22 protein-coding genes are annotated in these 25,609 nt (G+C 67.1%); 13 read left to right on the top strand and 9 right to left on the bottom strand.

Translation table 11 applies throughout. The annotated features are described in order from the left end of the window. Positions 1 to 166: 166 nt before the first annotated feature. The 3 genes from ACP69V_RS05085 to ACP69V_RS05075 all read left to right on the top strand — a co-directional run bounded on the left by ACP69V_RS05085 (position 167) and on the right by ACP69V_RS05075 (position 4,318). Positions 167 to 2,809, top strand: coding sequence for a TSCPD domain-containing protein (locus ACP69V_RS05085; protein ID WP_426022921.1), 2,643 nt, complete (start codon positions 167 to 169; stop codon positions 2,807 to 2,809). A 57-nt stretch (positions 2,810 to 2,866) separates the two neighbouring features. Beyond that, the gene (locus ACP69V_RS05080; protein WP_426022920.1) at positions 2,867 to 3,358 is read left to right on the top strand and encodes a pentapeptide repeat-containing protein; all 492 of its coding nucleotides are present in this window, start codon (positions 2,867 to 2,869) and stop codon (positions 3,356 to 3,358) included. Positions 3,359 to 3,439: 81 nt separating this feature from the next. Then, the gene (locus ACP69V_RS05075; protein WP_426022919.1) at positions 3,440 to 4,318 is read left to right on the top strand and encodes a pentapeptide repeat-containing protein; all 879 of its coding nucleotides are present in this window, start codon (positions 3,440 to 3,442) and stop codon (positions 4,316 to 4,318) included. A gap of 202 nt (positions 4,319 to 4,520) precedes the next feature. Here ACP69V_RS05075 and aspS read toward each other — a convergent pair whose 3' ends face one another. After that, positions 4,521 to 6,353: an aspartate--tRNA ligase gene (aspS, locus tag ACP69V_RS05070; RefSeq protein WP_426022918.1), complete on the bottom strand. Its 1,833-nt coding sequence runs from the start codon at positions 6,351 to 6,353 to the stop codon at positions 4,521 to 4,523. Between the two features lie 164 nt (positions 6,354 to 6,517). Here aspS and ACP69V_RS05065 point away from each other — a divergent pair, with 164 nt between their 5' ends. The 4 genes from ACP69V_RS05065 to ACP69V_RS05050 all read left to right on the top strand — a co-directional run bounded on the left by ACP69V_RS05065 (position 6,518) and on the right by ACP69V_RS05050 (position 11,333). Then, on the top strand, positions 6,518 to 6,805 hold the full coding sequence (locus ACP69V_RS05065; protein ID WP_426022917.1) for a YciI family protein: 288 nt from the start codon (positions 6,518 to 6,520) through the stop codon (positions 6,803 to 6,805). Between the two features lie 86 nt (positions 6,806 to 6,891). Then, entirely contained in the window at positions 6,892 to 7,569 is a 678-nt protein-coding gene (locus ACP69V_RS05060; RefSeq protein ID WP_426022916.1) for a chromosomal replication initiator DnaA, read from the top strand. A gap of 60 nt (positions 7,570 to 7,629) precedes the next feature. Next, the gene (locus ACP69V_RS05055) at positions 7,630 to 9,846 is read left to right on the top strand and encodes an RNA degradosome polyphosphate kinase (protein WP_426022915.1); all 2,217 of its coding nucleotides are present in this window, start codon (positions 7,630 to 7,632) and stop codon (positions 9,844 to 9,846) included. Beyond that, positions 9,846 to 11,333, top strand: a complete 1,488-nt coding sequence (locus ACP69V_RS05050; RefSeq protein WP_426022914.1) for a Ppx/GppA family phosphatase — start codon at positions 9,846 to 9,848, stop codon at positions 11,331 to 11,333. The genes ACP69V_RS05055 and ACP69V_RS05050 overlap by 1 nt, the downstream gene beginning before the upstream one ends. Before the next feature lie 44 nt (positions 11,334 to 11,377). Here ACP69V_RS05050 and rnd read toward each other — a convergent pair whose 3' ends face one another. Continuing rightward, positions 11,378 to 12,526 carry a ribonuclease D gene (rnd, locus tag ACP69V_RS05045; protein WP_135195300.1) on the bottom strand — a complete coding sequence of 383 codons (1,149 nt, stop codon included), beginning with the start codon at positions 12,524 to 12,526 and terminating at the stop codon, positions 11,378 to 11,380. Between the two features lie 79 nt (positions 12,527 to 12,605). Here rnd and purM point away from each other — a divergent pair, with 79 nt between their 5' ends. From purM to ACP69V_RS05030, 3 genes are all read left to right on the top strand, one after another. Further along, positions 12,606 to 13,643 carry a phosphoribosylformylglycinamidine cyclo-ligase gene (gene purM / locus ACP69V_RS05040; protein WP_426022913.1) on the top strand — a complete coding sequence of 346 codons (1,038 nt, stop codon included), beginning with the start codon at positions 12,606 to 12,608 and terminating at the stop codon, positions 13,641 to 13,643. Between the two features lies 1 nt (position 13,644). Further along, positions 13,645 to 14,232 (top strand): phosphoribosylglycinamide formyltransferase, encoded by a 588-nt coding sequence (purN, locus tag ACP69V_RS05035; RefSeq protein ID WP_426024034.1) that lies wholly within the window; start codon positions 13,645 to 13,647, stop codon positions 14,230 to 14,232. A gap of 86 nt (positions 14,233 to 14,318) precedes the next feature. Further along, positions 14,319 to 16,376 carry a M13 family metallopeptidase gene (locus ACP69V_RS05030; protein ID WP_426022912.1) on the top strand — a complete coding sequence of 686 codons (2,058 nt, stop codon included), beginning with the start codon at positions 14,319 to 14,321 and terminating at the stop codon, positions 16,374 to 16,376. An 80-nt stretch (positions 16,377 to 16,456) separates the two neighbouring features. Here ACP69V_RS05030 and ACP69V_RS05025 read toward each other — a convergent pair whose 3' ends face one another. The 4 genes from ACP69V_RS05025 to ACP69V_RS05010 all read right to left on the bottom strand — a co-directional run bounded on the left by ACP69V_RS05025 (position 16,457) and on the right by ACP69V_RS05010 (position 18,070). Beyond that, positions 16,457 to 16,657 carry a hypothetical protein gene (locus tag ACP69V_RS05025; RefSeq protein ID WP_135195296.1) on the bottom strand — a complete coding sequence of 67 codons (201 nt, stop codon included), beginning with the start codon at positions 16,655 to 16,657 and terminating at the stop codon, positions 16,457 to 16,459. Between the two features lie 158 nt (positions 16,658 to 16,815). Further along, complete coding sequence (gene ndk, locus ACP69V_RS05020; protein WP_426022911.1) at positions 16,816 to 17,235, bottom strand: nucleoside-diphosphate kinase; 420 nt, start codon at positions 17,233 to 17,235, stop codon at positions 16,816 to 16,818. Between the two features lie 77 nt (positions 17,236 to 17,312). Next, positions 17,313 to 17,732 (bottom strand): type II toxin-antitoxin system VapC family toxin, encoded by a 420-nt coding sequence (locus ACP69V_RS05015; RefSeq protein WP_426022910.1) that lies wholly within the window; start codon positions 17,730 to 17,732, stop codon positions 17,313 to 17,315. Next, a complete protein-coding gene (locus tag ACP69V_RS05010; RefSeq protein WP_426022909.1) occupies positions 17,729 to 18,070 on the bottom strand; it encodes a type II toxin-antitoxin system Phd/YefM family antitoxin in 342 nt (113 codons plus the stop codon). The genes ACP69V_RS05015 and ACP69V_RS05010 overlap by 4 nt, the downstream gene beginning before the upstream one ends. Before the next feature lie 47 nt (positions 18,071 to 18,117). Here ACP69V_RS05010 and ACP69V_RS05005 point away from each other — a divergent pair, with 47 nt between their 5' ends. Both ACP69V_RS05005 and ACP69V_RS05000 read left to right on the top strand, forming a co-directional pair. Then, positions 18,118 to 20,010 (top strand): ABC-F family ATP-binding cassette domain-containing protein, encoded by a 1,893-nt coding sequence (locus ACP69V_RS05005; protein WP_426022908.1) that lies wholly within the window; start codon positions 18,118 to 18,120, stop codon positions 20,008 to 20,010. Beyond that, complete coding sequence (locus tag ACP69V_RS05000; protein ID WP_426022907.1) at positions 20,007 to 20,258, top strand: DUF2164 domain-containing protein; 252 nt, start codon at positions 20,007 to 20,009, stop codon at positions 20,256 to 20,258. The genes ACP69V_RS05005 and ACP69V_RS05000 overlap by 4 nt, the downstream gene beginning before the upstream one ends. 78 nt (positions 20,259 to 20,336) lie before the next feature. Here the strand turns inward: ACP69V_RS05000 and ACP69V_RS04995 are convergent, their stop codons facing one another. Genes ACP69V_RS04995 through ACP69V_RS04985 form a run of 3 tightly spaced genes read right to left on the bottom strand, consistent with a single transcriptional unit; the run spans position 20,337 to position 25,006 of the window. Beyond that, complete coding sequence (locus ACP69V_RS04995; protein ID WP_426022906.1) at positions 20,337 to 21,461, bottom strand: osmoprotectant NAGGN system M42 family peptidase; 1,125 nt, start codon at positions 21,459 to 21,461, stop codon at positions 20,337 to 20,339. 10 nt (positions 21,462 to 21,471) lie between these two features. After that, positions 21,472 to 23,241: an N-acetylglutaminylglutamine synthetase gene (gene ngg, locus ACP69V_RS04990; protein WP_426022905.1), complete on the bottom strand. Its 1,770-nt coding sequence runs from the start codon at positions 23,239 to 23,241 to the stop codon at positions 21,472 to 21,474. Beyond that, entirely contained in the window at positions 23,231 to 25,006 is a 1,776-nt protein-coding gene (locus ACP69V_RS04985; protein WP_426022904.1) for an N-acetylglutaminylglutamine amidotransferase, read from the bottom strand. The genes ngg and ACP69V_RS04985 overlap by 11 nt, the downstream gene beginning before the upstream one ends. A gap of 64 nt (positions 25,007 to 25,070) precedes the next feature. Between ACP69V_RS04985 and ACP69V_RS04980 the strand changes: the two genes are divergently transcribed. After that, positions 25,071 to 25,607: a MarR family winged helix-turn-helix transcriptional regulator gene (locus ACP69V_RS04980; RefSeq protein WP_426022903.1), complete on the top strand. Its 537-nt coding sequence runs from the start codon at positions 25,071 to 25,073 to the stop codon at positions 25,605 to 25,607. Positions 25,608 to 25,609: the final 2 nt, after the last annotated feature.

Raw genomic sequence — 25,609 nt, 5'->3', positions numbered from 1 at the left:
GGCGTCTGGCGCGGATCATAGAAACCCGCGCCCCCTTCGTCCAGCGTTGAGAAGGGTCAGGTCGAATCGATATCTTGTGGGCAACATGTCCTGATCACACCAGATGTATTGGCGAAGGGGTGCGCGACCGCTTAGGCTGAGGCGAACCTTTCGGAGAGACGCCGCCATGCGCTTCCAATCCGGCTTCGCCACCCGCGCCGAGCGAGTCGCGATGGAGACCCGCGCCGTCGAGCGCCCCGCCTGCGTGCAGCAGGTGCTGGCGCCCGCGGGCTGGTCCGACCCGCAGATCGAAGCCTGGCTGGACTGGGTGGATGCGGCGGGATTCGCGACGCCGATGTCGGGCGACTGGCTGAACGGCGGCGTGGACGCCTGGGCCGAGGGTCTGGCGGCGACGGGCGTGACGGAGGGTGTGTTCGACCGGGCCGAGGCCGCAATGTTCGCCGCCGAACTGTCGGGCGCCTTCAGGCTGGGCCTGGCGGCGCCGGCGGGATCGGGGCCGGTCGCGGCCGGCGTCGTCGATCTGAACGATCCTGGCGCGGGCGCGCACATCAAGGCGCACAGCGGCAAGCGGGCCGCGGCGCGGCTGGGCGCCCAGGCGGCGCAGGCCCTGGCCGAGGCCCTGGCGGGGGTGGCCGATGCGGTGGACCGTTGCGAAGGCCCGCGCGGCGACTGCGGCGATCCCTCGCGCAATCCGGCGCTGGGGCGGGCGGCGGCGCTGGCGCGACGGTGCGGGGCGAGCGACGCCGACATCCTGAGGGCCGTCGACGGCGAACGGCCGGCGATGGCGCTGGACCCCACGGTCGAGGGCGCGCCCCTGGTCGCACTGGCGGATCGGACGCAGATCGCGGCGGGCGCGCCGGAAGCCCTGCTGGCGTCGGAAGCGACGCTGGACGGCGGGCTGATCGTCGCCTTCGACCCACGCGATGCGGAGACCGCGACGATGGCTGCGGGTCGGGCCGTGATCGACCTGGGCGCCGTGCTGGCCCTGGACGGCGACGCGGCGACCGATCTGGCGGGCCTAACGCGGTTGTTGACGGTGGCGCTAGACCTTCAGGCGGCGTCGCCGGGCGTGATCGCCCTGGGTCTGGACGGAGTGCTGGAGGCCTTGGCGGCGGACGACGACCGCACGGCTCGGGCGCAGGCGTTCGCGGGACTGGTCGCGGCGACGGCGGCGCAGACCTCGGCCGAGTTGGCGAGCGTGCGCGGTCTCTGCCCCGACTGGGACGACCTGAAGGGCGCCGCCGCCGAGACTCAAGGCGCGCGGCGCGATGTGCTGAAGGGGCTGGCCAATCCCATCGCCGCCGTCGCGTCGAAAGCCCTGGCGGTCGCGCCCAAGGCGCGGCGGCATTCGGCCATCGGCCTGTTCGTCGAGGATGCAGAGGCGCGGCTGCGGCTGGGCCTGGGCCGGATCGCGGCGGTCGACGTTTTCCAGACGGCGGACGGCGAGATCGGTCGCCGGCTGCACCCCGCCCTGGCGGCGGCGCTGACGGCGGCGGGAGGCGATATCGAGGCGGCGGAGCGGTGGACGTTTGGACGGCGCACCCTGGTCGAGGCGCCGGGCATTGATCATGCGTCTCTGCGCGCGCTGGGCTTCACCGACATCGAGCTGGCCGCCATCGAGAACGCCCTGGCCTGGGCCGAGGATTTCGACACGGTCTTCGCCGCCCCGGTGCTGGACCCCGGTTTCATCCGTGACGTGCTGGGCGTCGAGGACGGCGACGGCCTGCTGCTGACCCTGCTGGGCGTGTCCGAAGAGGCCGAGACGGCGGCGACGCGCTGGGTCTTCGGCCATGGCGACCTTTGTGATTGGCCCGAGGCGCCGGCGTCCGTCGCCGCCCTGCTGGCCGATCCGGCGGCGGCCGCAGCCGACCTGCGGCGCGCCATCGAACCGTTTAGCGACCTGGCCGACATCGCGGTCACGCCGATGGACTGGCGCGCCACCTCGGCCCAGGCCGCGCGCCTGCTGAGCCAGGGCGCGCTGGACGGTCGTCGCGCCATCCGCCTGGCCCGCGCTGCGCCGCCGGCCGTTCCGCTGCTGTCGCTGCCGAACATCGAGGCAGGGCGGGTCGAGCCTGTGCGCGAAGCCCCCCGCCCTGCGCCCACCGAACGGGTGGTCGAGCGCGTGATCGAGCGGGAGCGGGCGCGCCGCAAACTTCCCGACCGGCGCAAGGGCTATATCCAGAAGGCCGCCGTCGGGGGCCACAAGGTCTATATTCACACCGGCGAATACGAAGACGGCGAACTGGGCGAGATCTTCATCGACATGCACAAGGAAGGCGCCGCCTTCCGCAGCCTGATGAACAATTTCGCCATCGCCATCTCCATCGGCCTGCAATACGGCGTGCCGCTGGACGAGTTCGTGGACGCCTTCGTCTTCACCCGGTTCGAGCCGGCCGGGCGGGTCACCGGCAACGACTCGATCAAGTCCGCGACCTCGATCCTGGACTACATCTTCCGCGAATTGGGCGTCTCCTATCTGGACCGCGATGAACTGGCAAACGCGGGGACGGACGACCTGAACGCCGATGGCCAGAATCTTGGGAATTGGGGCGACGGAAAGCCCGACGCCAACGCGGCCGTGCCCGCCGCCCGGTTCATCTCCAAGGGGTTTGCGCGCGGCTCGGCGCCCGACAATCTGGTCGTCCTGCCCTTCGGCAAGAAGGCCGAACCCGAGCCGCGTCACGTCGCCAATAGCGAAGCCGTCGCCTGCCCCGCCTGCGGCGACTTCAGCCTGCAGCAGCGCGGCGCCGCCTGGGTCTGCGACACCTGCGGCGCGGCGCCGGCGCTCAAGGGCGGCGATCAGGGCTAGGTTAAGGGTTATGGCCTAGGGTTTGCTGCAAGACGATCGAACGTCGGAGCCTGGTCCATGAAACGCACACTTTCCCTCGGCCTGATCGCCGCCCTGCTGGCCGTCGCCGCGCCCGCCCTGGCCCAAAACGCGGGCCAGATCGCCAGCGTGAAGCGCGGGGCGTCCTGCGCCGGATGCAACCTGTTCCAGGGCGATTTCTCGGGGCTGGAGGCGCGGGGCCTGAACCTGTCTGGCGCACGGCTGCGTCAGGCGGACCTGAGCCTGAGCGTCATGAACCGCACGCGGTTTTCCAACACAGACATGCGCGACGTCGAGGGCTATGGCGGCGTGTTTTCAGGCTCCAACTTCTCGCGCGCCAACCTGACCAACGCCAGTTTCGTGGGCGCCTATCTGGAAGGCGCAAGCTTCTCGGGCGCGACCTTGTCGGGGACCAATCTGTCGGGCGCCCAGCTGACGCGAGCCACCGGCCTGACCCAGGGTCAGTTGAACCAGGCGTGCGGCGACGAGTCGACCGTCCTGCCGCGCGGGCTTCGCATTCCCGCCTGCTGAGGGTCTTCGACCTTGCCGGGATTTCATGAAGTTACCTCGATTTAAGTAGGTATGGCAGGGGTTTCGGGGCATTCAGGTCTCGTGAAACAGATCGCTGAACATATCCGGTTCCGACCCGCCCTGGCCCTGATGGCGCTGGGCGCGGCGCTCGTCGCCTCTCCCGCCTTCGCCGGGGTCGAGATGTCGATGCAGGATCGCGACGTGGCCCGTTCGGTGTCGCTGGGCGGATCGTGCAACCGCTGCGAACTGTCGGGCCGTAACCTGTCGGGCGCGACCTTCACCGGCGCCAGCTTCATGAACGCCACCCTGGTCGGGGCCAATCTGCGCGGGGCCGAGATGATGGGCTCCAACTTCACCGGCAGCGACTTCAGCCGCGCCAATCTGTCCGGCGTCGAGATCGTTGGGGCCAACTTCACCTCCGCGAACTTCACGGGCGCCCATTTGAACGGGGCAGAGGCGCAAGGGTCGTCCTTCGTCCGCGCCAATCTGACCCGCGCCGACCTTTCGGGCGGCGAGATGCACGGGGTCAACTTCAACGGCGCGACCCTGGCGGGGACTAACTTCTCCAACAGCGAACTGTTCGGGGCGACGATCACCAACGTCCGCGCGGCCGGCGCCAACTTCTCCAACGCCGAGGTCAACGCCTCCAACCTGTCGGGCGGCGACTTCTCGAACGCGGACTTCTCGAACTCCAGCCTGGATGGAGCGCGACTGAGCGGCGCGAGCTTCTCCCGCGCCGATTTCTCGAACGCCTCCCTGCGCCGTACAGACATCCGGGGCGCCGACCTGTCGAATGCGCGTGGCCTGACCCAGGACCAGATCAGCGAGGCCTGCGGCGACGGCTCGACCCGCCTGCCCGGCCGCCTGACGCCCCAGGCCTGCCGCAGCAACTCGATCCGCATCATCCGTTCGCCGCCGGCCCCGCCGCGCGTGCGCAACTTCGTCAACGCCGGAAACTGAGGTTTCTTCCTCTTTCGTCATCCTCGCCCTTGTGGCGAGGATCCAGACTCCCGGTGCGTCCGCAGAGCGCGCAGACGTAGAAACCGGGAGTCTGGATCCTCGGGACAAGCCCGAGGATGACGGTATTGGCGGAGTGTATCCCGCAGCAAAAAGGGGACGCCTCGCGGCGTCCCCTTCATCGTATTCGGCGATGCCCGCCCGATCAGACCTTGATCGGCAAGGCGGTACGGATGTGGACGTCCTTCAACTGGCGCTCTTCCGCCTCGGTCGGGGCGTTCATCAGCAGGTCCTCGCCCTGCTGGTTCAGCGGGAAGGCGATGACCTCGCGGATGGCCGTCTCGCCGGCCAGCAGCATGACGATGCGGTCGATGCCGGGGGCCAGGCCGCCGTGCGGCGGCGCGCCGTAGCGGAAGGCGTTCAGCATGCCGCCGAACTGTTCTTCCACCACCGAGGCGTCGTAGCCGGCGATGGAAAAGGCCTTCAGCATGATCTCGGCCTTGTGGTTCCGGATCGCGCCCGAGCACAGCTCATAGCCGTTGCAGACGATGTCGTACTGATAGGCGCGGATGGTCAGCGGGTCCTGCGTCTCCAGCGCCTCCATCCCGCCCTGCGGCATCGAGAAGGGGTTGTGGCTGAAGTCGACCTTCTTTTCTTCTTCCGACCATTCGAACATGGGGAAGTCGACGATCCAGCAGAATTTGAACTGGTTCTCGTCGATCAGCTTCAGCTCCGTGCCCACGCGGGTGCGGGCTAGGCCGGCGAACTTGGCGAAGGTCGCCGGCAGACCGGCGGTGAAGAAGGCGGCGTCGCCCTGGCCGAGGCCCAGCGACGACATCAAGGCCTGCGTCGGCTCCTGGCCCAGGTTCTTGGCGATGGGACCGCCCCAGGCGCCCTGGTCGTCCGACCAGAAGATATAGCCCAGGCCCGGCTGGCCCTCGCCTTGCGCCCAGCTATTCATGCGGTCGCAGAAGGCGCGGCTGCCGCCGGTCGGCGCCGGAATGGCCCAGACGGCGTTCTTCTCGTCCGCGCCCAGGATCTTGGCGAACAGGCCGAAACCGCCGTCGCGGAAGTGGTCGGAGACGACCTGCATCTTGATCGGGTTGCGCAGGTCCGGCTTGTCCGAACCATACCAGGCCATCGACTGGGCATAGGTCAGGCGCTCGAAACCCTTGTGCTCGAACGTCTCACCGAAATCGTTGGTGAAGACATGGGCGCCGTCGATGGGCGACACCGGCTTGCCCTCGCCGAACTCCTCGAACACGCCGTGCATCAGCGGCTCGATGGCGGCGAAGACGTCTTCCTGGGTCACGAAGCTCATCTCGACGTCGAGCTGGTAGAATTCCAGCGACCGGTCGGCGCGCAGGTCCTCGTCACGGAAGCAGGGCGCGATCTGGAAATAGCGGTCGAAGCCCGAGACCATCAGCAACTGTTTGAACTGCTGCGGCGCCTGCGGCAGCGCATAGAACTTGCCGGGGTGCAGGCGCGACGGCACCAGAAAGTCGCGCGCGCCTTCCGGCGACGAGGCGGTCAGGATCGGGGTCTGGTACTCCAGGAAGCCCTGGGCGACCATGCGCTGGCGGATCGAGGAGATGACCCTGGAGCGCAGCACAATGTTCTTGTGCAGCCGCTCGCGACGCAGATCCAGGAAGCGGTTGGCGAGGCGGATGTCCTCGGGATACTCCTGATCGCCGAAGACCGGCATCGGCAGTTCGGCGGCCTCCGACAGGACCTCGACGCCCTGCACCCGCACCTCGACCTCGCCGGTCGGCAGGTTGGGGTTCACCACCCCGGCCTCACGCGCCACCACTTCGCCGTCGATCTTGATCACGCTCTCGGCGCGCAGGCGCTCGACGGCGGCGAAGCCCGGCGTCTCCGGGTGCAGCACCAGCTGCGTCAGGCCGTAATGGTCGCGCAGGTCGATGAACAGCAGGCCGCCGTGATCGCGCTTCCTGTGCACCCAGCCGGACAGGCGAACGGCGGAACCGGCGTCGGAGGCGCGCAGGGCGCCGCAGGTATGGGAGCGGTAGGCGTGCATGGAACAGACCGTCTGGAGACTTTGGCGGTGGAATCTGACGCCGTCGGCGCCCGAAATCGAAGCGGCGTAGGGCGCATCATCGCCCCGGAAAGTCAAGGTTTCAGCCGTTGCAAAGCCTGCCGCCACGCATGATATCTGGCGTTCCTGTTCCACCCGAGGCCGCCATGTTCATCGTCACAATCACCTACACCCAGCCAATCGAAGCCATCGAGACGCGGACGGTCGAGCATCGCGAGTGGCTGGATCAGCATGTTGCCAGCGGCCTAATCATCGCCGCCGGACCGATGGTTCCGCGCACCGGCGGCATTCTGGTGGTGCGCAGCGGCGGGACGAAAGAGGAGTTGGAAGCCCTGTTGGAGGCCGATCCGTTTCAGGTCCACGGCCTGGCCGATTATCAGGTCACCGAGTTCAAGGCCGGCAAGTTGAACCCCGCCCTGGCCGAATTCGCCTGATTCCATCCACAGGGGCGAGGTTCGCTCCCCGGAACCAACAGAGCGGGCGTGACGCGATTAACCCTGGCCTCTGCTAAGACGGGGGCATGACCGCGCTGAGCGCCCTGCCCTGTCCGACCGCCGAACAGCTGCGTCTGCCGCTGGAGCGTCATGTCGTGGGCGAGGCCTTCGTGACCTCCGACAGCAACGCCGAGGCGGTGCGCGTGCTGGCGCGCTGGCCCGATGGGGCGGGCGCGGTGCTGGCCCTGCATGGGCCGGCGGGCTCGGGCAAGAGCCGCCTCGCCGCAGATTGGGCCGAGCGGGTCGGGGCCGTGCCGCTGAACGGCGCCGAGGCCGCCGTAATGGATCCGCTGGAGCTGGAAGGCCGGCCCGTGCTGCTGGACCGGGCGGCCGATGCGGACGACGAGAGCCTGTTTCACCTGATCAACCTGGCCAACTCGGGCGGAGGCGCCCTGCTGCTGGTGTCGCGTTCAGCGCCGCGTCAGTGGTCGGTAGACCTGCCCGACCTGCGTTCGCGCCTGGACGCCGTGCGCGCGGTCTCAATCGCTGCGCCCGACGACGCCGTCCTGTCGGCCATCCTGCGGGCCCGCTTCGCCGAGCGCAGCATCACCCCGGCCGACGACGTGATCGACTATCTGGTGCGCCGCCTGGACCGGTCGGCCGAGACCGCTGCGGCCGTGGTCGAACGGCTGGACGCCCTGCATCGCCCGGTCACCCGCGTCCTTGCACGCCAGGTGCTGGATGCGATGGACGCCGCCGACTAAGGCGCGACATTTTCTACGCACCCGCTTGCGGCCGTCACAGACGCGCGCGAGAACCGGATCATGACCGACGCCGCGATCCATGACGACACCCGAGGCGAGGAAGTTCCCGCCTCTCGCGCCCCTCAACTGGCGCTGAGCGAAGAGCTGATGGCCTCGCCGACCCGGTTCTTCAACCGGGAGATCTCGTGGCTGGCGTTCAACGAACGCGTGCTGGAAGAGGCGGCCAACCCCAACCACCCGCTGCTGGAGCGGCTGCGGTTCCTGTCGATCTCGGCCAATAACCTGGACGAGTTCTTCATGACCCGCGTCGCCGGCCTGAAGGGCCAGTTGCGCGAGCGCGTGCGCGTCCTGTCCGCCGACGGCCTGACGCCCGCCGAACAGCTGGAGCAGATCAATATCGCCGCCGGCGAGCTGATGGCCGAGCAGCAGTTGCGCTGGCGTCAGCTGAAGAAGGAACTGACCACGGCCGGCATCGAGGTGGTCGATCGCCAGAAGATCACCAAGACCGAGCGTGATCGGCTGGAGCCCGAGTTCCTGAACCAGTTGTTCGCGGTCCTGACGCCCCTGGCCATCGACCCGGCGCACCCCTTCCCCTTCCTGCCCAACCTGGGTTTCTCGCTGGCGCTGAAGCTGAAGCGCAAGGGCGAGACCAAGACCTTCTACGCCCTGGTGCCGGTGCCGACCCAGGTGCAACGGTTCTGGCAACTGCCCACCGACGGCCGGTCCACGCCGGGGCACAAACGGTTCATCACGCTGGAAAACGTGCTGCTGCTGTTCATCGACCACCTGTTCCCCGGCTGCGAGGTTCAGGAAAAGGGCGTGCTGCGCCTGATCCGCGATTCGGACATCGAGATCGAGGAAGAGGCCGAGGACCTGGTGCTGGAGTTCGAGGAGGCGCTGAAGCAGCGTCGCCTGGGCTCGGTCGTGCGGGTCAAGATCGAGGCGTCCATGCCGTCCGACCTGCGCGACTTCATCGTCGGCGAGCTGGAGGCGGCGCCCCAGGACGTGGTGCTGGTGGACGGCATGCTGGGCCTGGCCCAGTTGTCGGACCTGATCGGCGGCGGCCACCCGGACCTGAAGTTCAAGGGCTATGAGCCGCGCTATCCCGAGCGTGTGCGCGACAACGGGGGCGACGTCTTTGCGGCCATTCGCGAAAAGGATCTGTTGATCCACCACCCGTTCGAGAGCTTCGACGTGGTGGTGCAGTTCCTGCGTCAGGCGGCGCGGGACCCCAACGTCATCGCCATCAAACAGACCCTGTACCGCACCTCCAAGGACAGCCCCATCGTCGCCGCCCTGATCGAGGCGGCCGAGACCGGCAAGAACGTCACCGCCCTGGTCGAGCTGAAGGCCCGGTTCGACGAGGAGGCCAACCTGCGCTGGGCGCGGGCGATGGAACGGGCCGGCGTCCACGTCGTCTTCGGCTTCGTCGAATACAAGACCCACGCCAAGCTCAGCGTCGTCGTGCGGCGCGAGGGAGAGGCGCTGAAGACCTATTGCCACTTCGGCACCGGCAACTATCACCCGGTCACAGCCAAGGTTTACACCGACCTGTCGCTGTTCAGCTGCGACCCCGTGCTGGGGCGCGACGCGACCAAGGTGTTCAACTACATCACCGGCTATGCCACGCCGGACCATCTGGAGACCGTGGTCGTCTCGCCGCTGAACATGAAATCCACGCTGATCGACTTGATCGGCAAAGAGATGTCGGCCGCCGCCATGGGCAAGCCCGCCGCCATTTGGGTCAAGCTGAACTCGCTGGTAGATGTCGAGATCATCGACGCCCTGTATCGCGCCAGCCAGTGGGGCGTTCGGATCGATCTGGTGGTGCGCGGCATCTGCTGCCTGCGGCCCGGCGTGACCGGCCTGTCGGAGAACATCCGGGTCAAGTCCATCGTCGGACGGTTCCTGGAACACAGCCGCATCGTCTGTTTCGCCAACGGCAAGGACCTGCCGCACGACAAGGCCAAGGTCTTCATCTCCTCGGCCGACTGGATGACGCGCAACCTGGACCGCCGGGTCGAGCTGATGACGCCGATCCGCAACGCCACCGTCCACGACCAGGTGCTGGACCAGATCATGGTCGCCAATCTGAAGGATGACGCGCAAAGCTGGGTTCTGGACGCGGAAGGGCGCTATACACGCGTCACCCCAGCGGACCCGGAGCGGCCTTTCTCGGCCCACAAATATTTCATGACCAATCCCAGCCTGTCGGGCCGAGGCCGCAAGGCCAAGAGCCTGCCCGCCGTCCTGCGTTACGAGCGTCCCGGCCGCTGATGCCCGACATCACGCTTACCGACCGCGACATCGCCGCGATCGACATCGGTTCCAACTCGGTGCGGCTGGTTCTGTACCGGCTGGAGGGTCGGGCGATCTGGACCGTCTTCAACGAGAAGGTGCTGGCCGGCCTGGGCCGCGACCTGCCGACGACGCGCAAGCTGTCGCCCGAGGGCGTCGTCATGGCGATGACGGCGTTGCGCCGCTTCGCCGCCGTGCTGGAAGGCGTTCGCCCTGACACGACCCTGATCGCCGCCACCGCCGCCGTGCGGGAAGCCATCGATGGACCCGAGTTCTGCCAGCGTGTCGCCGCTGAGACCGGTCTGAACATCCGCGTCCTGAGCGGAGAGGAAGAGGCGAAATACGCCGCCATGGGCGTTCTGGCCGGCGCCCCCCTGGCGCACGGCGTTTCGGCCGACATGGGCGGGGCCAGCCTGGAGTTGACCCGACTGAATGGAAACGGGGTCGAGCACGGCCTGACCCTGCCGCTGGGGCCGTTCGCCTTGGCCGACGGTAAGGGGTTCGACGCCGAGCGCATCAAGGCCCGGATCGACCAGGCGCTGAAACCTGTCGCGGCCCAGTTCCAGAGCGATCGCCTCTATGCCGTCGGCGGCGCCTGGCGCACCCTGGCCCAGGTGCAGATGGCGCTGAAATCCTATCCGCTGAAGGTCGTTCACCAGTATCAGATGTCGGCCGAGGACGCGCTGGAGACCGCGCGTCTGGTGGCCCAGCAGTCGGTCGCGAGCCTGGCGAAACTACCGGGCGTGTCCAAGAAAAGGGCCGAGACTCTGCCCTATGCCGGACTGGTGCTGGAGGGGCTGATCCAGCACCTGGGCCTGAAGTCGATCGAGATGTCCGCCTGGGGCGTGCGCGAGGGCCTGTTGTTCGAGACGCTGGACGAGGCGACGCGCACGGCCGATCCGCTACTGGCCGGCTGCAGGGCCTTGGGCGGACGACAGGGCGTGGCCCCGGCCCTGCCCGGCGCGCTGAACGGCTGGATTTCCGAGATCGTCGCCGCCCTGCCCGCCGTGTTCGGCGAGGAACGCGACGCGGTTCTGGTCGCCGCCGCCTGCCGCCTGGCGGACCTGGGCGCCCGGCTGCATCCCGACCACCGGCTGGAACTGGTGTTCGACCAGGTGCTGCGCGCGCCGGTCGCGGGCATCAGCCACGTCGAGCGCGCCTTCCTGGCCAGCGCCCTGAACGCCCGCTATGGCGGCGGCCCGGCGACGCCCCAACCCGAGATCATCGAGCGGCTTCTGAGCGGCGACGCCGCCAAACGCGCCCGCGCCATCGGCCTGGCCATCCGCCTGGCCTGCGACCTGTCGGGGCGTTCGCCACAACTGCTGGCCAATGCGACGGCCAAGGTGAAGGGCGGCGACTTGCGCCTGACGGCGACCGAAGGCTACGCCGACGTTCTGCTGGGCGAACAGACCAAGAAGCGCGCCAAGGCCCTGGCCGAGGCGATGGATCTGGGACTGAAGATATAAGGCAACCCGTCTCCTCCCTGCGAAGCAGGGAGGAGACGACGTCCCTACTCGATCTCGACGATCTCGACCCGCGCGCCGTTCAGCACCAGGGCGATCTCGCCGCGTTTGAGCTTCAGCGCGTCTTCGCCGAACAACTGACGACGCCAGCCCTTCATCGCATCCACATCGGCATCGTCGCTGATGGCGATCTTTTCCAGGTCGGACACGGTGGCGATCAGCTTGGACGCCACGCCGGCGTTGTCGCTCTTGGCCTTCAGCAGCACCTTCAGCAGTTCGACCACCGACGGCGGCGCCGGCTGGCGGTGGGCCGGACGCTCCATGTCGGGGGCATGCGATTCGGGATCGGCCAGGACGCGCTTCAGCTCCTCGGCCAGTTCCAGACCCAGGCGCGACCCGCCGAAGCCCTTCGGCACCGACCGCAGACGGTTGAAGGCCTCGACGTCCGTCGGCGTCTGCTGGGCGATCTCGTCGATGCCCTCGTCTTTCAGAATACGGCCGCGCGGCTGATCCCGCTCTTGCGCCGCACGCTCGCGCCACACGGCGACCGCCTTGAAGGCCGCCATATATTTGGCCGAGAACTTCTTGGGCTTCAGCCGCTTCCAGGCGTTTTCGGGATTGGTGTCGTAGAGCGCCGGATCGACCAGACTTTCCATCTCCGACATCACCCAATCCAGCCGCCCTTCCTTGCTGAGCCGATCGCGCAGCTTTGGATACAGGGCCGCAAGGTGGGTCACGTCACCCAGCGCATAGACCAGCTGGCTGTCTGACAACGGGCGACGGCCCCAGTCGGTGAAGCGGCTACCCTTGTCGACCTCGATGCGAAGCATCTGTCGCACCAGCGAATCATAGGCCACCTGTTCTCCGAACCCGGCGGCCATGGCGGCGACCTGGGTGTCGAACATCGGCTTGGGCATGGCCCCCAGGCGCACGAAGATTTCGACGTCCTGGCGACAGGCGTGGAAGACCTTGATGATCTTCTCGTCGCGCAGCAGCGCCAGGAAGGGCTCAAGGTCCAGCCCTTCCGCCATCGGATCGATGATCGCGGCGTGTTCGGCCGTGGCCGCCTGGATCAGGCACAGCCTGGGCCAGTAGGTCGTTTCCCGCATGAATTCGGTATCGACCGTGATGAAGGGGGCTGTGGCTACGCGGGCGCAGAATTCGGCCAGCGCCTCGGTGGTGGTGATCGGCGTCATTCCGATGCTATAGCCCCCCGCATCCTACCTGTGGCAAGAGCCGCGCTGCATTTCCGCCCCGATTCAGGCCCGAGATCTCATGAGCGACACCCAAAAGCCTCTCGAAAACGGCCTGACCTACGCCGATGCGGGCGTGGACATCGACGCCGGCGAACTGCTGGTCGAACATATCAAGCCGCTGGCGAAATCGACGGCGCGCCCCGGATCGGAGCCTTCGCTGGGCGGATTCGGCGCCCTGTTCGACCTCAAGGCCGCCGGGTTCGAGGATCCGCTGATCGTCACCACCACCGACGGCGTGGGCACCAAGCTGAAGATCGCCATCGAGACCGGCCGTCATGACGGCGTCGGGATCGACCTGGTCGCCATGTGCGTCAACGACCTGCTGGCGCAAGGCGCCGAGCCCCTGCTGTTCCTCGACTATTACGCCACCGGCCGTCTGGAGATCGACGCCGCCCGCCGTGTCGTCGCCGGCATCGCCGAGGGCTGTCGCCAGGCCGGCTGCGCCCTGGTCGGCGGCGAGACCGCTGAAATGCCGGGCATGTACACCGACGGCGACTATGACCTGGCGGGCTTCAGCCTGGGCGCGGTCGAGCGCGGCCACGCCCTGCCCTATCTGGATCGCCAGGCGGCCGGCGACATCATCATCGGCTTGGCCTCCACCGGCCCGCACTCGAACGGCTATTCGCTGGTGCGCAAGGTGGTCGAGAAGTCCGGCCTGGCCTGGGGCGACGACGCCCCCTTCGCCAAGGACCGTTCTCTGGCCCAGGCCCTGATGGAGCCGACCCGCATCTATGTGAAGCCGGTCCTGCCGCTGATGAAGGCGGGCCTGGTCAAGGGCGCGGCTCACATCACCGGCGGCGGTCTGATCGAGAACCCGCCCCGTTGCATCGCCGAGGGACTGCAGGCGTCGTTCGACTGGGACGCCTGGCCCATGCCCGCCGTCTTCCAGTGGCTGGCAGAGACCGGCGGCATCAGCGACCACGAGATGCGCCGCACCTTCAACTGCGGCGTCGGCTTCATGCTGATCGTCTCGCCCGAAAACGCCGAGCCGGTTCTGGCCGCCCTGCTCAACGCGGGAGAAGTCGCCTTCGTCTGCGGACAGCTGGAAGCGGCCTGATATCGTGAAGACGCGCGTCGCCGTCCTGATCTCCGGGGCCGGCTCGAACATGGCCGCCCTGATCGACGCGGGTCAGGCGCCGGACAGCGGCTATGAGGTCGCCCTGGTACTGTCGAACATCGAGGGCGCGGGCGGTCTGGCCATCGCGGCGGCCAAGGGGGTTGCGACCGTCGCCATCCCGCACAAGCCCTTCGGCAAGGATCGCGAGGCGCACGAGCGCGTCGTGGACGAGGCCCTGCGCGCCGCCGGGGTCGAGGTCGTGGCCCTGGCCGGATACATGCGCGTACTGACGCCCTGGCTGGTCGGCGGCTGGCGCGACCGGATGCTGAACATCCACCCCAGCCTGCTGCCTCTCTATCCCGGTCTGGACACCCACGCCCGCGCCATCGCCGCCGGCGACGCCGAGGCCGGCTGCACCGTGCATCTGGTCACCGAAGGCGTGGATGAAGGCCCGATCCTGGGCCAGGCCCGCGTGCCGATCGTTCAGGGCGATACGGCGGAAGCCTTGGCCGAACGGGTCAAGACGGCGGAGCACACGCTTTATCCGCAGGTGCTGAGCGCGTTCTGCCGGGGTCTGGAGAGGGCCTGACCGCCCCAAGATTACAAAAACGTCATGCGACAGAGCGCCGCACCGGCGCGATGGTGCCGCCGATCAAAATCGGGACCCAGTCTTCCATGAATCGCATTCGTCTGATGGCCGCCTGCTCGGCCTGTATCGTCGTCGCCTTGACCGGCGGCGCGGCCTCGGCCCAGGACCATTCGCCCCAAGGCCATTCGCACGGCGCGCCAGGCATTACGCCCTGGGGCTTCGACCTTGCGGGCCGTGACACGGCGGTCAAGCCGGGCGACGACTTCAACGAATACGCCAACGGCGCCTATCTGCGCACGACCGAGATCCCGGCCGACAAGGCCCGCTTCGGCCCGTTCGATGTCCTGTATGAGAACGCCCAGTCCCAGCTGAAGTCGATCATCGAGACCAGCGCCGCCAACCCGACCAACGCCAACGCCCAGAAGGTCGGCGCCCTGTACGCCAGCTTCATGGACGAGGCGAAGATCGAGCAGTTGGGCGCCACGCCGCTGGCCGCCGACCTCGCCGCCGTCAAGGCCGTGAGCGACCACGCCGGCATGGCCCGACTGATGGGCGAAAGCCACTCCGGCTTCGGCGCCTCTCTGTTCGGCATCGACGTGTTCGAGGACCTGCAGAAGCCGGACCTGAACTCGGCCTATATGGGCCAGGGCTCGCTGGGCCTGCCGGACCGCGACTACTATCTGAAGCCCGATTTCGCCGCCCAGCGCGAGGCCTACCTCGCCTATCTGACCACCACCCTGACCGCCATCGGCTGGACCGATCCGGCCAAGACCGCCGCAGACATCCTGGCCTTCGAGACCAAGGTCGCGGACAAGCAGTGGACCACGGTCGAACGTCGTCAGATCGACAAGCTCTACAACCCCACCAAGGTCGCGGACCTGGCCACCCTGGCCCCCGGCTTCGACTGGTCCGGCTTCCTGGCCGGCGCCCAGGTGTCGGACGTCGACACCCTGGTGCTGATGGAAAACACCGCCATCCCCGGCATCGCTCAGGTGTTCGCCGACACGCCCATCGAAACGCTGAAGGCCTGGCAGGCGTTCAACGTCGTCGATCAGGCCAGCCCCTATCTGTCCAAGGCCTTCGTGGACGCCCGCTTCGACTTCCGCGGCAAGACCCTGCGCGGCCAGCCCGAGAACCGGCCACGCTGGAACCGGGGCGTGGCCTTGGTCGACGGTCAGCTGGGCGAGGTCCTGGCCCAGGAATACGTCCGCCTGCACTTCCCCGCTTCGTCCAAGGCTCAGATGGAGACCCTGGTCGGCAATATCCGCGCAGCCATGACCGAGCGGCTGAAGACCCTGGACTGGATGAGCGAGCCCACGCGCGAGCAGGCCCTCTACAAGATGTCCAAGTTCGGGGTGAAGATCGGCTATCCCGACAAGTGGCGGTCCTATGACGGGCTGGAGCTGACGGCAGACGACCTTTACGGCAATGTCGAACGCTCCTCGGCCTTCGAGTGGGCCTACAAGCGCGGCAAGATCGGCCAGCCGGTCGATCCGCTGGAATGGGGCATGACGCCCCAGACGGTGAACGCCTATTACAACCCGCCGCGCAACGAGATCGTCTTCCCGGCCGCCATCCTGCAGGCGCCCTTCTTCGATCCAAACGCGGACCCGGCCGTCAACTATGGCGGCATCGGCGCGGTCATCGGCCACGAGATCACCCACGGCTTCGACGACCAGGGCCGCAAGTCCGACGGCGACGGCGTCCTGCGCGACTGGTGGACGCCGGAAGACGCCGCCCGGTTCGAGGCGCGCGCCAAGGTGCTGGGCGATATCTACAACGCGCTGGAGCCCCTGCCCGGCGTTCATGTCAACGGCGACCTGACCATGGGCGAGAACATCGCCGACCTGGGCGGGCTGCTGCTGGCGCTGGACGCCTATCACAAGTCCCTGAACGGCCAGCCGGCGCCGGTGATCGACGGCCTGTCGGGCGACCAGCGCGTCTTCCTGGGCTGGGCCCAGGTCTGGCGCGAGAAGTCGCGCGAGGCGGCGCTGAAGGAACAGCTGACCACCGATCCGCACTCGCCCGGTTCGGTGCGCGCCGCCACCTCGCCGCGCAACATCGACGCCTGGTATGCGGCGTTCGGCGTCTCGCCGGATCAGAAGGAATATATCGCCCCCGAGGCCCGCGCCCGCATCTGGTAAGCGGCCGGTCTCAAGACGCAGAAAAGGCCCGGAGCAAACGCTCCGGGCCTTTTTGTCATCCTGGGCTTTCGCCCTGGATTTTAGCGGGGCGTGGTCGCCGCACCGGCGACAGCGCCGATGGCGGCGCCGGCCACGGTCGAACCCGTGTTGCCGCCGACGACTTGACCGGCGACGGCGCCGCCCAGGGCGCCGGTAGCAGCGCGTTGTTCCATCGTCTGGCCGCAGGCGGCCAGCAGGGCGACAACGCCGATGACGGGGGCCAGTTTGATCATGGTCTTCATGGGTCTTCTCCGGGAGGGGGATGAATCGATGAAGCTCAAACGACAAGGCCCGCGTCCGGTTCCGGACGCGGGCCTATATAGTCACGCTATGTGAAGAGGATGGATCCTCTTTGCGCTACGCTCGGGACGCAGTCCCTCGCGACTTGAGCGCGATGCGCTTAGCCGACGATCTGGTCGTCGTTGAAGAACTGGGCGATCTCGATCTTGGCGTTGTCCTGGCTGTCCGAACCGTGGACCGAGTTCTCGCCGATCGACAGGGCGAACTGCTTACGGATCGTGCCGTCTGCAGCGTCCTTCGGGTTGGTGGCGCCCATGACTTCACGATAGGCGGCGACGGCGTTGTCGCCTTCCAGCACCTGAACGACGACCGGCTCGGCGGTCATCTGCTCGACCAGTTCGCCGTAGAACGGACGCTCGGCGTGGACTTCGTAGAATTTCTGAGCTTGCTCGGTCGTCAGCTTGACGCGGCGCTGGGCGACGATGCGCAGGCCTGCGCCCTCGATCACGGCGTTGATCGCGCCGGTCAGGTTGCGGCGCGTGGCGTCGGGCTTGATGATCGAGAAGGTGCGTTCGGTCATGGGAGTTGACTTCTTGTTAGGGAGAATAAGGTCGCGGGCTTATAGCGACGCCCCGCCGCCGCGCCAAGCCGACTCTTTCAGCAGGAGATCGCGCGGACATGGCCCGCAGCGGCGTAGTCGAGGATGGCGCGGTCGCGGGTGACGAGGATCAAGTCGTGAGCTCGCGCCGTCGCGATCAGCATTCGATCGGCCGGATCTCTGTGAGCAAGATCAGGCAACTCACCCACATCAATCATGAGATCGACGTCAAGAGACAGCAGTCGCGCGCGTGTGGCTCTTACAGCTTTGGACAGCCAGCCCCTGACGTCTCCACCAATCACGACCTCCAGTGATTTTTTCTGGCGGATTATTCCCAGCTCCCATGCCGTTGCAGCGGAAACATGGACACCGCCATTGGCGCTAGCCGCCACGACCGCAGTGGCGGCTTCCTCACGTATGGATGCCCCCAAAACGATCCAGATCAGAGCGTGAGTGTCGAGCAGCACGCCGTCGCTCATTTCTCGCGCAGTCCCATCCTGAGGTCGTAGTCAGGATCGTCCAGGCCCATATCGGCCTCAACCGTCGTTCCAAAGACCTGTTCGTAAATAGGTTTTTCCAAATCTATGCTCGGGTCGATGATGAGCGATCCCTTCATGCTGCCAAACATGCTGTGTGGGTCCCAGGGCTCTTTGGCCGCTGCTTCTGGAGCAACCAGAACGGCCGCCGCCTTACCACGTTTGGTGATGTGAACCTTCGTCACAGCGCCGCTGTTCACGCGGTCCAGCAGGTCCAGGCACTTGGCCTTGAACTCCGTGGCCGTTATGACGACCTCGCCGCTTACAAGATCATACGTCATGACTGGTCATATAGAGATGACCGGTCAGAAAGTCCATTGCGCCTCCCATGCTCCAGATCACCGACCTGACCTTCAACGCCTGGGGCCGCAAATTCCTCGTGGACGCCTCCGTTAGCCTGCCGCCCGGCGCCAAGGTCGGCCTGGTCGGACGTAACGGCATCGGCAAGTCCACCCTGTTCAAGCTGATCCTGGGCGAGCTTCACGCCGCCGGCGACGAGATCAGCCTGCCCAAGACCGCCCGTATCGGTTCGGTCGATCAGGAACACCCGGCGACGCCCGTCAGTGTCATCGACACCATCCTGGAAGCCGACGTCGAACGCCACACCCTGCTTGGCCGGCTGGAAACGGCGCGCCCCGAGGAGATGGGCGAGATCTGGGCCCGCCTGATCGAGATCGACGCCGACGCCGCCCCCGCGCGCGCCGCCGAAATCCTGGTCGGCCTGGGCTTCGACCAGGAGAACCAGGCCCGGCCGATGTCCGAGTTCTCGGGCGGCTGGCGCATGCGCGTGGCCCTGGCGGCGGCCCTGTTCGCCGAGCCGGACATGCTGCTGCTCGACGAACCGACCAACTACCTCGACCTGGAAGGCGCCCTGTGGCTTGAGGCGCGGCTGAAGAAATATCCGCACACGGCCCTGATCATCTCCCACGACCGCGAGATGCTGAACGAGGTCTGCACCCATATCCTGCACCTCGCGAACCACACCCTGACGCTCTACACCGGCAACTACGACGCCTTCGAAAAGGCCCGCGCCGAGAAGGCCCGGCTGCAGCTGTCGGCCAAGGCCAAGCAGGACGCCGAACGCGCCCACCTTCAGTCCTTCGTCGACCGGTTCAAGGCCAAGGCCTCCAAGGCCGCCCAGGCCCAGTCGCGCATGAAACGGCTGGAGAAGATGCAGCCGGTCGCCACCACCATCGAGGAACGCGTCGCCCCCTTCACCCTGCCCTCGCCGCCCCGCCCGCTGGCGCCGCCGCTGATCCGGCTGGAGCGGGCCAATGTGGGTTACGACACCGGCAAGCCGATCCTGCGCAATCTGAACCTGCGGATGGACCTGGACGACCGGATCGGCCTCTTGGGCGTCAACGGCGCGGGCAAGTCCACCTTCGCCAAGATGATCGCCGGCGCCCTGAACGTCTCCGAAGGCGAACTGCACCGCGACAAGAAGATGCGCGTGGGCTGGTTCCACCAGCACCAGATCGAGGCGATGGACCCCACAGACACGCCGCTGGAGATCATCCGCCGCGCCATGCCCGACGCGCCGGAAAGCGCCCGCCGCTCCAAACTGGCCCAGTTCGGCCTGGGCTACGAGAAGCAGGAGACTACGGTCGACAGCCTGTCGGGCGGAGAGCGCGCTCGCCTGCTGCTGAACATGGTGGCCATGGATGCGCCCCACGTCCTGATCCTCGACGAACCGACCAACCACCTGGACATCGACAGCCGCCGGGCGTTGCTGGACGCGCTGAACGACTACACCGGCGCCGTCATCCTGATCACCCACGACCGGTCGCTGATGGAGATGGTCGCAGACCGCCTGTGGCTGGCCGCCGACGGCACGGTGAAGCCCTACGACGGCGACATGGAAGACTACGCCAAATTCGTCCTCGACCGCGCCAAGGCCGCCATATCCAAGCCCAGCCAGATCAAGAAGGAAGAGGCCGCGGCCGCTGCCCCCGCTCAGAGCAACAAGAACCGCAAGAACGACAAGAAATCAGGTCCTTCGCCCTCGACCTTGCGTCACGCGGTCAAGAAGGCGGAGGAAAACATGACCCGCCTGACCGCCGAGATTTCCCGCATCGACGACGACATGGCCACCGCCTCGGTCAACAATCCGAAAGCCCTGGAGGGCCTGACCCGCGCCCGCGCCAAGACCGAAGCCGATCTCGCCACGGCCGAAGCCGCCTGGGTCGCAGCGGAGGAAGCCTTGGCCGAGGTCGCCGGGTGAAACCCATCGAGTTCTCCAAGGACGAACGCGCCGCCGCGACCGGCAAGCTGCGCGACTATTTCGCCCGCGAAGTGGATCAGGATATGGGCCAGCTTCCCGCCGAGATGCTGCTGGACTTCATCGGCAAGGAGATCGGCGGCGCCTTCTACAACCGCGGCGTCCGCGACGCCCAGCGACTGGTCCAGCAGAAGGCCGAAGACATCGTAGAGGCCCTCTACGGGCTGGAGCGCGCGACGCCGACACGCTGACAGTTGTTGCGCGTTGATCGTCCAGCTCTCGTCGCAAACATTCCTTGGCTAGGCCGCACGGGTGGAGTGACGCGCTCCCTAACCGTGCTCTTCGTCCAGAGGTTGGTGCGTAAAGCCTTTGACGCCGCTTAACGGCTTGGCGTCGCGGACGATTTCGACATCGCTTTCGGCATAAACGATCAACAGTCGGGCCAGATCGGTCAGCGCGCTTTCGTGGATGCGTTCGTAGCCGTGGCTGGCGTCGATGCCGAAGGTGACCAGGGCCGTGCGGATGTCGGCGCCCGCCTCCAGCGCCGAGGCCGAGTCGGAGCGGTAATAGCGGAACACGTCCTTCTGGTGCGGGATGTCGTGATCGCGGGCCAGTTGGACCAGTTTGCGCGACAGGTGCCAGTCGAAGGGCCCCGTCTGGTCGGCCATGGCGATGGTGACGCCGAACTCGGACGAGTTCTGGCCCGGCGCAGTGGTGCCGTTGTCCACCGTGACCATGGCGGCCACGTCCGGGATCAGGACGGACGACGCGCCCAGCCCGACCTCCTCGGCGATGGTGAACAGCCACCAGGTATCGACCGTCGGCGTGCGTTGCTCGCGGACCATGCATTCAAGCGCGGCCAGCAAGGTGGCGACGCCCGCCTTGTCGTCCAGGTGGCGCGAGACGATGAAGCCGCTGTCCATGAACTCGGGCTGGGGGTCGATGGCGACGATGTCGCCGACCTCCACGCCAAGCGCCAGGGTGTCGTCGCGCCCGTGGGTCACGGCGTCGATGCGCAGTTCGACCTGGCGCCAGTTCACGGGCTGGGTGTCCACCTCCTCGTTGAAGGTGTGGCCCGACGCCTTCAGCGGCAGGATGGTGCCGCGATAGGCGCCGCCTTCGGAAAAGATCGTCGCCCGCGCGCCCTCGGCGAAGCGCGAGGACCAGTGGCCGATGGCGACCAGTTCCAGTCGGCCGTTGTCCTTCACCTGTTTGACCTGGGCGCCCAAGGTGTCGACGTGGGCCACGATGGCGCGGGCGGGCTTGGGCGTGCGGCCCGGCAGGCGGGCGCGAATGGCGCCGCGCCGGGTCATCTCGTAATTGAGGCCGAGCCGATCCAGTTCACGACACAGCAGCCAAACGGCCTCGTCCGTATAGCCGGTCGGGCTGGGCGTGTTCAGCAGGTCAGTCAGGCGGGCCTTCAGGTAGTCGAGGTCTATTGCGGGGCGGGCCAAGAGGCCTCCTTCAGGCTTCGGATCGGGGGGCCGTCCGCGCAGAGGTCGGGGCGGACAGGGGGAAGAGCAGATCGACGAAACGTTCGGCGGTCGGCTGGGGTTCGTGATTGGCCAGGCCGGGGCGTTCATTGGCCTCGATGAAGGCGTAGTCGGGCTCGCGCGGCGACTTCACCATCAGGTCGATGCCGGTGACCGGAATGTCGATGGCGCGAGCGGCGGCGATGGCGGCGCGGATCAGGGCAGGATGCACCTCCTCCGTCACGTCGTGGATGGTGCCGCCCAGATGCAGGTTGGCGGCCTTTCGCACCAGCACCTCAGCGCCTTCGGGCGCCACGTCGTCGAGGCCATAGCCAGCCTCGGCCAGGGTGCGTTCGGTCTCGCCGTCGATGGGGATGGTGGACTCACCACCGGTGGCGGCGGCGCGGCGGCGGCTCTGATGCTCGATCAGGGCGCGCAAGGTGGATCGTCCGTCGCCGATGACGCGCGGTGGACGACGCAGGGCGCAGGCGACGACCTTGTAGTCGATCACCACCAGACGCAGGTCCTCGCCCTGAACCTGTTCCTCGATCAGCACTTCGGAACAGATGCGGCGCGCGCGGGTCAGGGCGGTCTGGACCGCGCTCATGGTCGTCAGGCCGACGGCGACGCCCTGTCCCTGTTCGCCCCGGGCCGGCTTGACCACCAAGGCGCCGAACTTTTCGAGGGCCGCATCGATGGCCGAGGGGTTTTCGGGGTCGATCCGTTCGGGCACGCGCACCCCGGCCGCCTCGACGATGCGCCGCGTCATCCGCTTGTCGTCGCAGATGCTGAGCGCCACGGCCGAAGTCAGTTCCGACAGGCTCTCGCGACACCGCACCGACCGGCCGCCCCAGTTCAGGCGGAACAGCCCGCCCTCGGCGTCGATGATCTCGGTATGGATGCCGCGCCGGCGCGCCTCGTTGACGATGATCCGGGCATAGGGATTCAGGTCATGATCGTCGGTCGGGCCGACGAACAGGGCCTCGTTGATCGGGTTCTTGCGCTTGACCCCGAAGAAGGAGACGCGGCGGAAACCCAGCTTCTCATACAGGGCGATGGCCTGTTCGTTGTCGTGCATGACCGACAGGTCCATGTGCGCCAGGCCTTGGGTCTTGAAATGCTCGGCCAGACGCCGGACCAGGGCCTCGCCGACGCCCGGCTGTGTCGCCTGGGGATCGACCGCCAGACACCACAGTGACGAGCCGCACTCCGGGTCCTGGAACGCACGCGCATGGTTGACGCCCGTCACCGTGCCGATGACCACACCGGTCGCCGTGTCCTCTGCGACGAAATAGGTCAGGGTCCGGTCGTCACGGCGCGACCAGAAGAAGTCGGGCGGGACCGGCACCATCTTGCGCTTGGCGTAGATGTCGTTGACCGCCTGGGCGTCCATCTCCGACGTCAGGCGACGCACGGTGAAGCCCCGCGGCTGGCGACGGCTGGCGCGATAGGTGGCCAGTTCCAGCCTGAAGGTGTGCGACGGATCCAGGAACAGTTCCTGCGGCGCCGAAGCCAGCAGCACATGCGGATTGCGGACATAGAAGGCGATGTCTCGCCGGTCCGGCCCCTCGGCGCGCAAGGCCTCCACCAAAGGCTCAGCCGTCTCGAAGGTCTGGGCGAACAGCAGCCGCCCCCAGCCGCAGTCCAGAACGGCGTCGGGCGCAGGCCCATCGCCCGACTGCACCGGCGGCTTGAGGCCCTCGTGGCGCAGGCGTTTAAGCCGGTGGGCTTTTGACCGCTCGGGACGGATGTCAGACGCCATGCTGCTGCATCCACATTTCGAGGACTGCGACCTGCCACAACTCCGAGCCGCGCAGGGGCGTGATGTGCTCGGTCGGATTGGCGAACAGGGTGTCCAGATAGGTCTTGTCGAACAGGCCCCGGTCGCGCGCCGCCTGGTTGGTCAGGGCTTCGCGGACCATGTCCAGATACGGACCCTGGATGTATTTCAGCGCCGGAACGGGGAAATAGCCCTTCTTGCGGTCGATCACCTCGGACGGGATCACCAGACGGGCGGCCTCCTTCAGCACGCCCTTGCCGCCTTGCGACAACTTGTGCTCGGGCGGGATGCGGCCCGCCAGCTCGACCAGTTCATGGTCCAGGAAGGGCACCCGCGCCTCCAGACCCCAGGCCATGGTCATGTTGTCGACCCGCTTCACCGGGTCGTCCACCAGCATCACCTGGCTGTCGAGGCGCAGGGCTTGGTCGACCGGGGTCGCCGCGCGGCCTTGGGCGAAATGGGCCTCGACCAGGGCGCGGCTGACGTCGGTGTCCGCCATGTATGCGCCGTTCAGCTGGGTCTTCAGGGTCGCGTGGCTGCGGTCGAAGAAGGCCTTGGCATAGGTCTCGACCGGGTCTGTCGTGCCCAGCATCGGCGGGTACCAGTGATAGCCGGCGAACACCTCGTCCGCCCCCTGCCCCGACTGCACCACCTTGATGTGTTTCGAGACCTCCTGGCTCAGCAGGTAGAAGCCGACGTTGTCATAGCTGACCATCGGCTCCGACATGGCGCCGATGGTGCCCGGCAGGGCCTCCATCAGCCGCTGGTGCGGCACGAAGATCTGATGGTGCTTGGTCCCATAGTGTTTGGCGATCAGATCGGAATAGACGAACTCGTCGCCCTTCTCGCCATTGGCCTCTTCGAAACCGACCGAAAAAGTCATCAGATCTTTCTGACCCAACTCGGCCAGGAGGCCGACGATCAGGCTGGAATCCACCCCGCCCGACAGCAGGACGCCGACCGGCACATCCGCGACCATGCGGCGCTTCACGGCTTCGCGCAGACTGTCCAGCACCCGGTCGCGCCAGTCCTCGGCGCTTAGAGACGCGTCCTCGGCATGGCGGGTCATGTCGGGCTGCCAGTAAAGACGATCCTTCGCCGTCCCGTCGGCCTCGATCACGCGGATCGTCGCCGGAGGGAACTTCTTTACGCCCTTCAGTATGGTGTGCGGCGGCGGCACCACGGCGTGGAAGGTCATGTAGTGGTGCAGGCCGACCGGATCGATGGTCTTGTCCACGTCGCCCGCCGCCAGCAGGGCCGGCAGGGTCGAGGCGAAACGCAGACGTTTGCCGCTCTCGGCCAGATACAGCGGCTTGATGCCGAACCGGTCGCGGGCGATCACGGTGCGGCCGGTGTCGCGTTCATGCAGGACGAAGGCGAACATGCCCTTGAACCGCTCGACGCAGGCCTCGCCCCAGGCCTTCCAGGCCTTGATGATGACCTCTGTGTCCCCGTGCGAGAAGAAGCGGAAGCCCATCCCCTGCAGCTCTTCGCGCAGTTCGGGATAGTTGTAGATGCAGCCGTTGAAGGCCAGGGTTACGCCCAGGTCGGCGTCCACCATCGGCTGTTGCGCCTTTTCCGACAGGTCGATGATCTTCAGGCGTCGATGACCCAGCCCCACCGGGCCGCGCATCACGATGCCGGACCCGTCAGGTCCACGGGGCGAGAGCGCATCCGTCATGCGTTGCACGGCGCCGGCGTCCGCCGGTCGTCCGTCGAAATTGATCTCGCCGCTAAGACCGCACATGGGCCCTCCTTGAATTGTGGAAGCAGCGTGTACAAATGGTTCGTGTACGAAAGAGTTCAACCCGATGAGCGATATTTCTCCTCAGCTGGCCCCTGACGCCGTGGCTGATCCGACCGCGTCCCTGGTCCGCTCGGTCAGGCGCATCGCCCAGGCGATCGACGTCCGCTCACGCGAGATCGCTCACCTGACGGGCCTGACCCTGCCCCAAATCCTGGTGCTGCAATCCATCCGCGCCCTGGGCGAAGTCAGCACCAGCGCCATCTCGCGCGACGTCTCCATGTCCCCCCCGACGGTGGTCGCCGTTCTGGACAAGCTGGAGACCAAGGGCATGGCCGTCCGCTATCGCTCCACGACGGACCGCCGGGTCGTCCACGTGCGTTTGACGGATCAGGGCCGCGAGGCGCTGGCCGGCTCCCCCAGCCTGTTCGGCCAGGGCTTCATGACCGCCTTCGCCCGCCTCCCTCACGCCGACCGCGTGGCGATGGCGACGGCCGTGGAAGGCCTGGCCGCCATGATGCAGCATCGGCAATCGCCCGCAGTCTTGGCGCCAGAAGGCGATAGCGGCACCAGAGACGGCGTCAACCTGGGCTCAAAACGGTAGCG

Origin of the sequence: Brevundimonas sp. PWP3-1b1, assembly GCF_049896065.1 — a bacterium.
GTDB lineage: Bacteria > Pseudomonadota > Alphaproteobacteria > Caulobacterales > Caulobacteraceae > Brevundimonas > Brevundimonas intermedia_B.
This window is presented reverse-complemented; position numbering and strand designations above follow the sequence as displayed.

Coding starts and splice junctions, on each gene's coding strand:
- ACP69V_RS05085 (WP_426022921.1), top strand. CDS start 167: ATGCGCTTCCAATCCGGCTTCGCCACCCGCGCCGAGCGAGTCGCGATG.
- ACP69V_RS05080 (WP_426022920.1), top strand. CDS start 2,867: ATGAAACGCACACTTTCCCTCGGCCTGATCGCCGCCCTGCTGGCCGTC.
- aspS (WP_426022918.1), bottom strand. CDS start 6,353: ATGCACGCCTACCGCTCCCATACCTGCGGCGCCCTGCGCGCCTCCGAC.
- ACP69V_RS05065 (WP_426022917.1), top strand. CDS start 6,518: ATGTTCATCGTCACAATCACCTACACCCAGCCAATCGAAGCCATCGAG.
- ACP69V_RS05060 (WP_426022916.1), top strand. CDS start 6,892: ATGACCGCGCTGAGCGCCCTGCCCTGTCCGACCGCCGAACAGCTGCGT.
- ACP69V_RS05055 (WP_426022915.1), top strand. CDS start 7,630: ATGACCGACGCCGCGATCCATGACGACACCCGAGGCGAGGAAGTTCCC.
- ACP69V_RS05050 (WP_426022914.1), top strand. CDS start 9,846: ATGCCCGACATCACGCTTACCGACCGCGACATCGCCGCGATCGACATC.
- rnd (WP_135195300.1), bottom strand. CDS start 12,526: ATGACGCCGATCACCACCACCGAGGCGCTGGCCGAATTCTGCGCCCGC.
- purM (WP_426022913.1), top strand. CDS start 12,606: ATGAGCGACACCCAAAAGCCTCTCGAAAACGGCCTGACCTACGCCGAT.
- ACP69V_RS05030 (WP_426022912.1), top strand. CDS start 14,319: ATGAATCGCATTCGTCTGATGGCCGCCTGCTCGGCCTGTATCGTCGTC.
- ACP69V_RS05025 (WP_135195296.1), bottom strand. CDS start 16,657: ATGAAGACCATGATCAAACTGGCCCCCGTCATCGGCGTTGTCGCCCTG.
- ndk (WP_426022911.1), bottom strand. CDS start 17,235: ATGACCGAACGCACCTTCTCGATCATCAAGCCCGACGCCACGCGCCGC.
- ACP69V_RS05015 (WP_426022910.1), bottom strand. CDS start 17,732: ATGAGCGACGGCGTGCTGCTCGACACTCACGCTCTGATCTGGATCGTT.
- ACP69V_RS05010 (WP_426022909.1), bottom strand. CDS start 18,070: ATGACGTATGATCTTGTAAGCGGCGAGGTCGTCATAACGGCCACGGAG.
- ACP69V_RS05005 (WP_426022908.1), top strand. CDS start 18,118: ATGCTCCAGATCACCGACCTGACCTTCAACGCCTGGGGCCGCAAATTC.
- ngg (WP_426022905.1), bottom strand. CDS start 23,241: ATGGCGTCTGACATCCGTCCCGAGCGGTCAAAAGCCCACCGGCTTAAA.
- ACP69V_RS04985 (WP_426022904.1), bottom strand. CDS start 25,006: ATGTGCGGTCTTAGCGGCGAGATCAATTTCGACGGACGACCGGCGGAC.
- ACP69V_RS04980 (WP_426022903.1), top strand. CDS start 25,071: ATGAGCGATATTTCTCCTCAGCTGGCCCCTGACGCCGTGGCTGATCCG.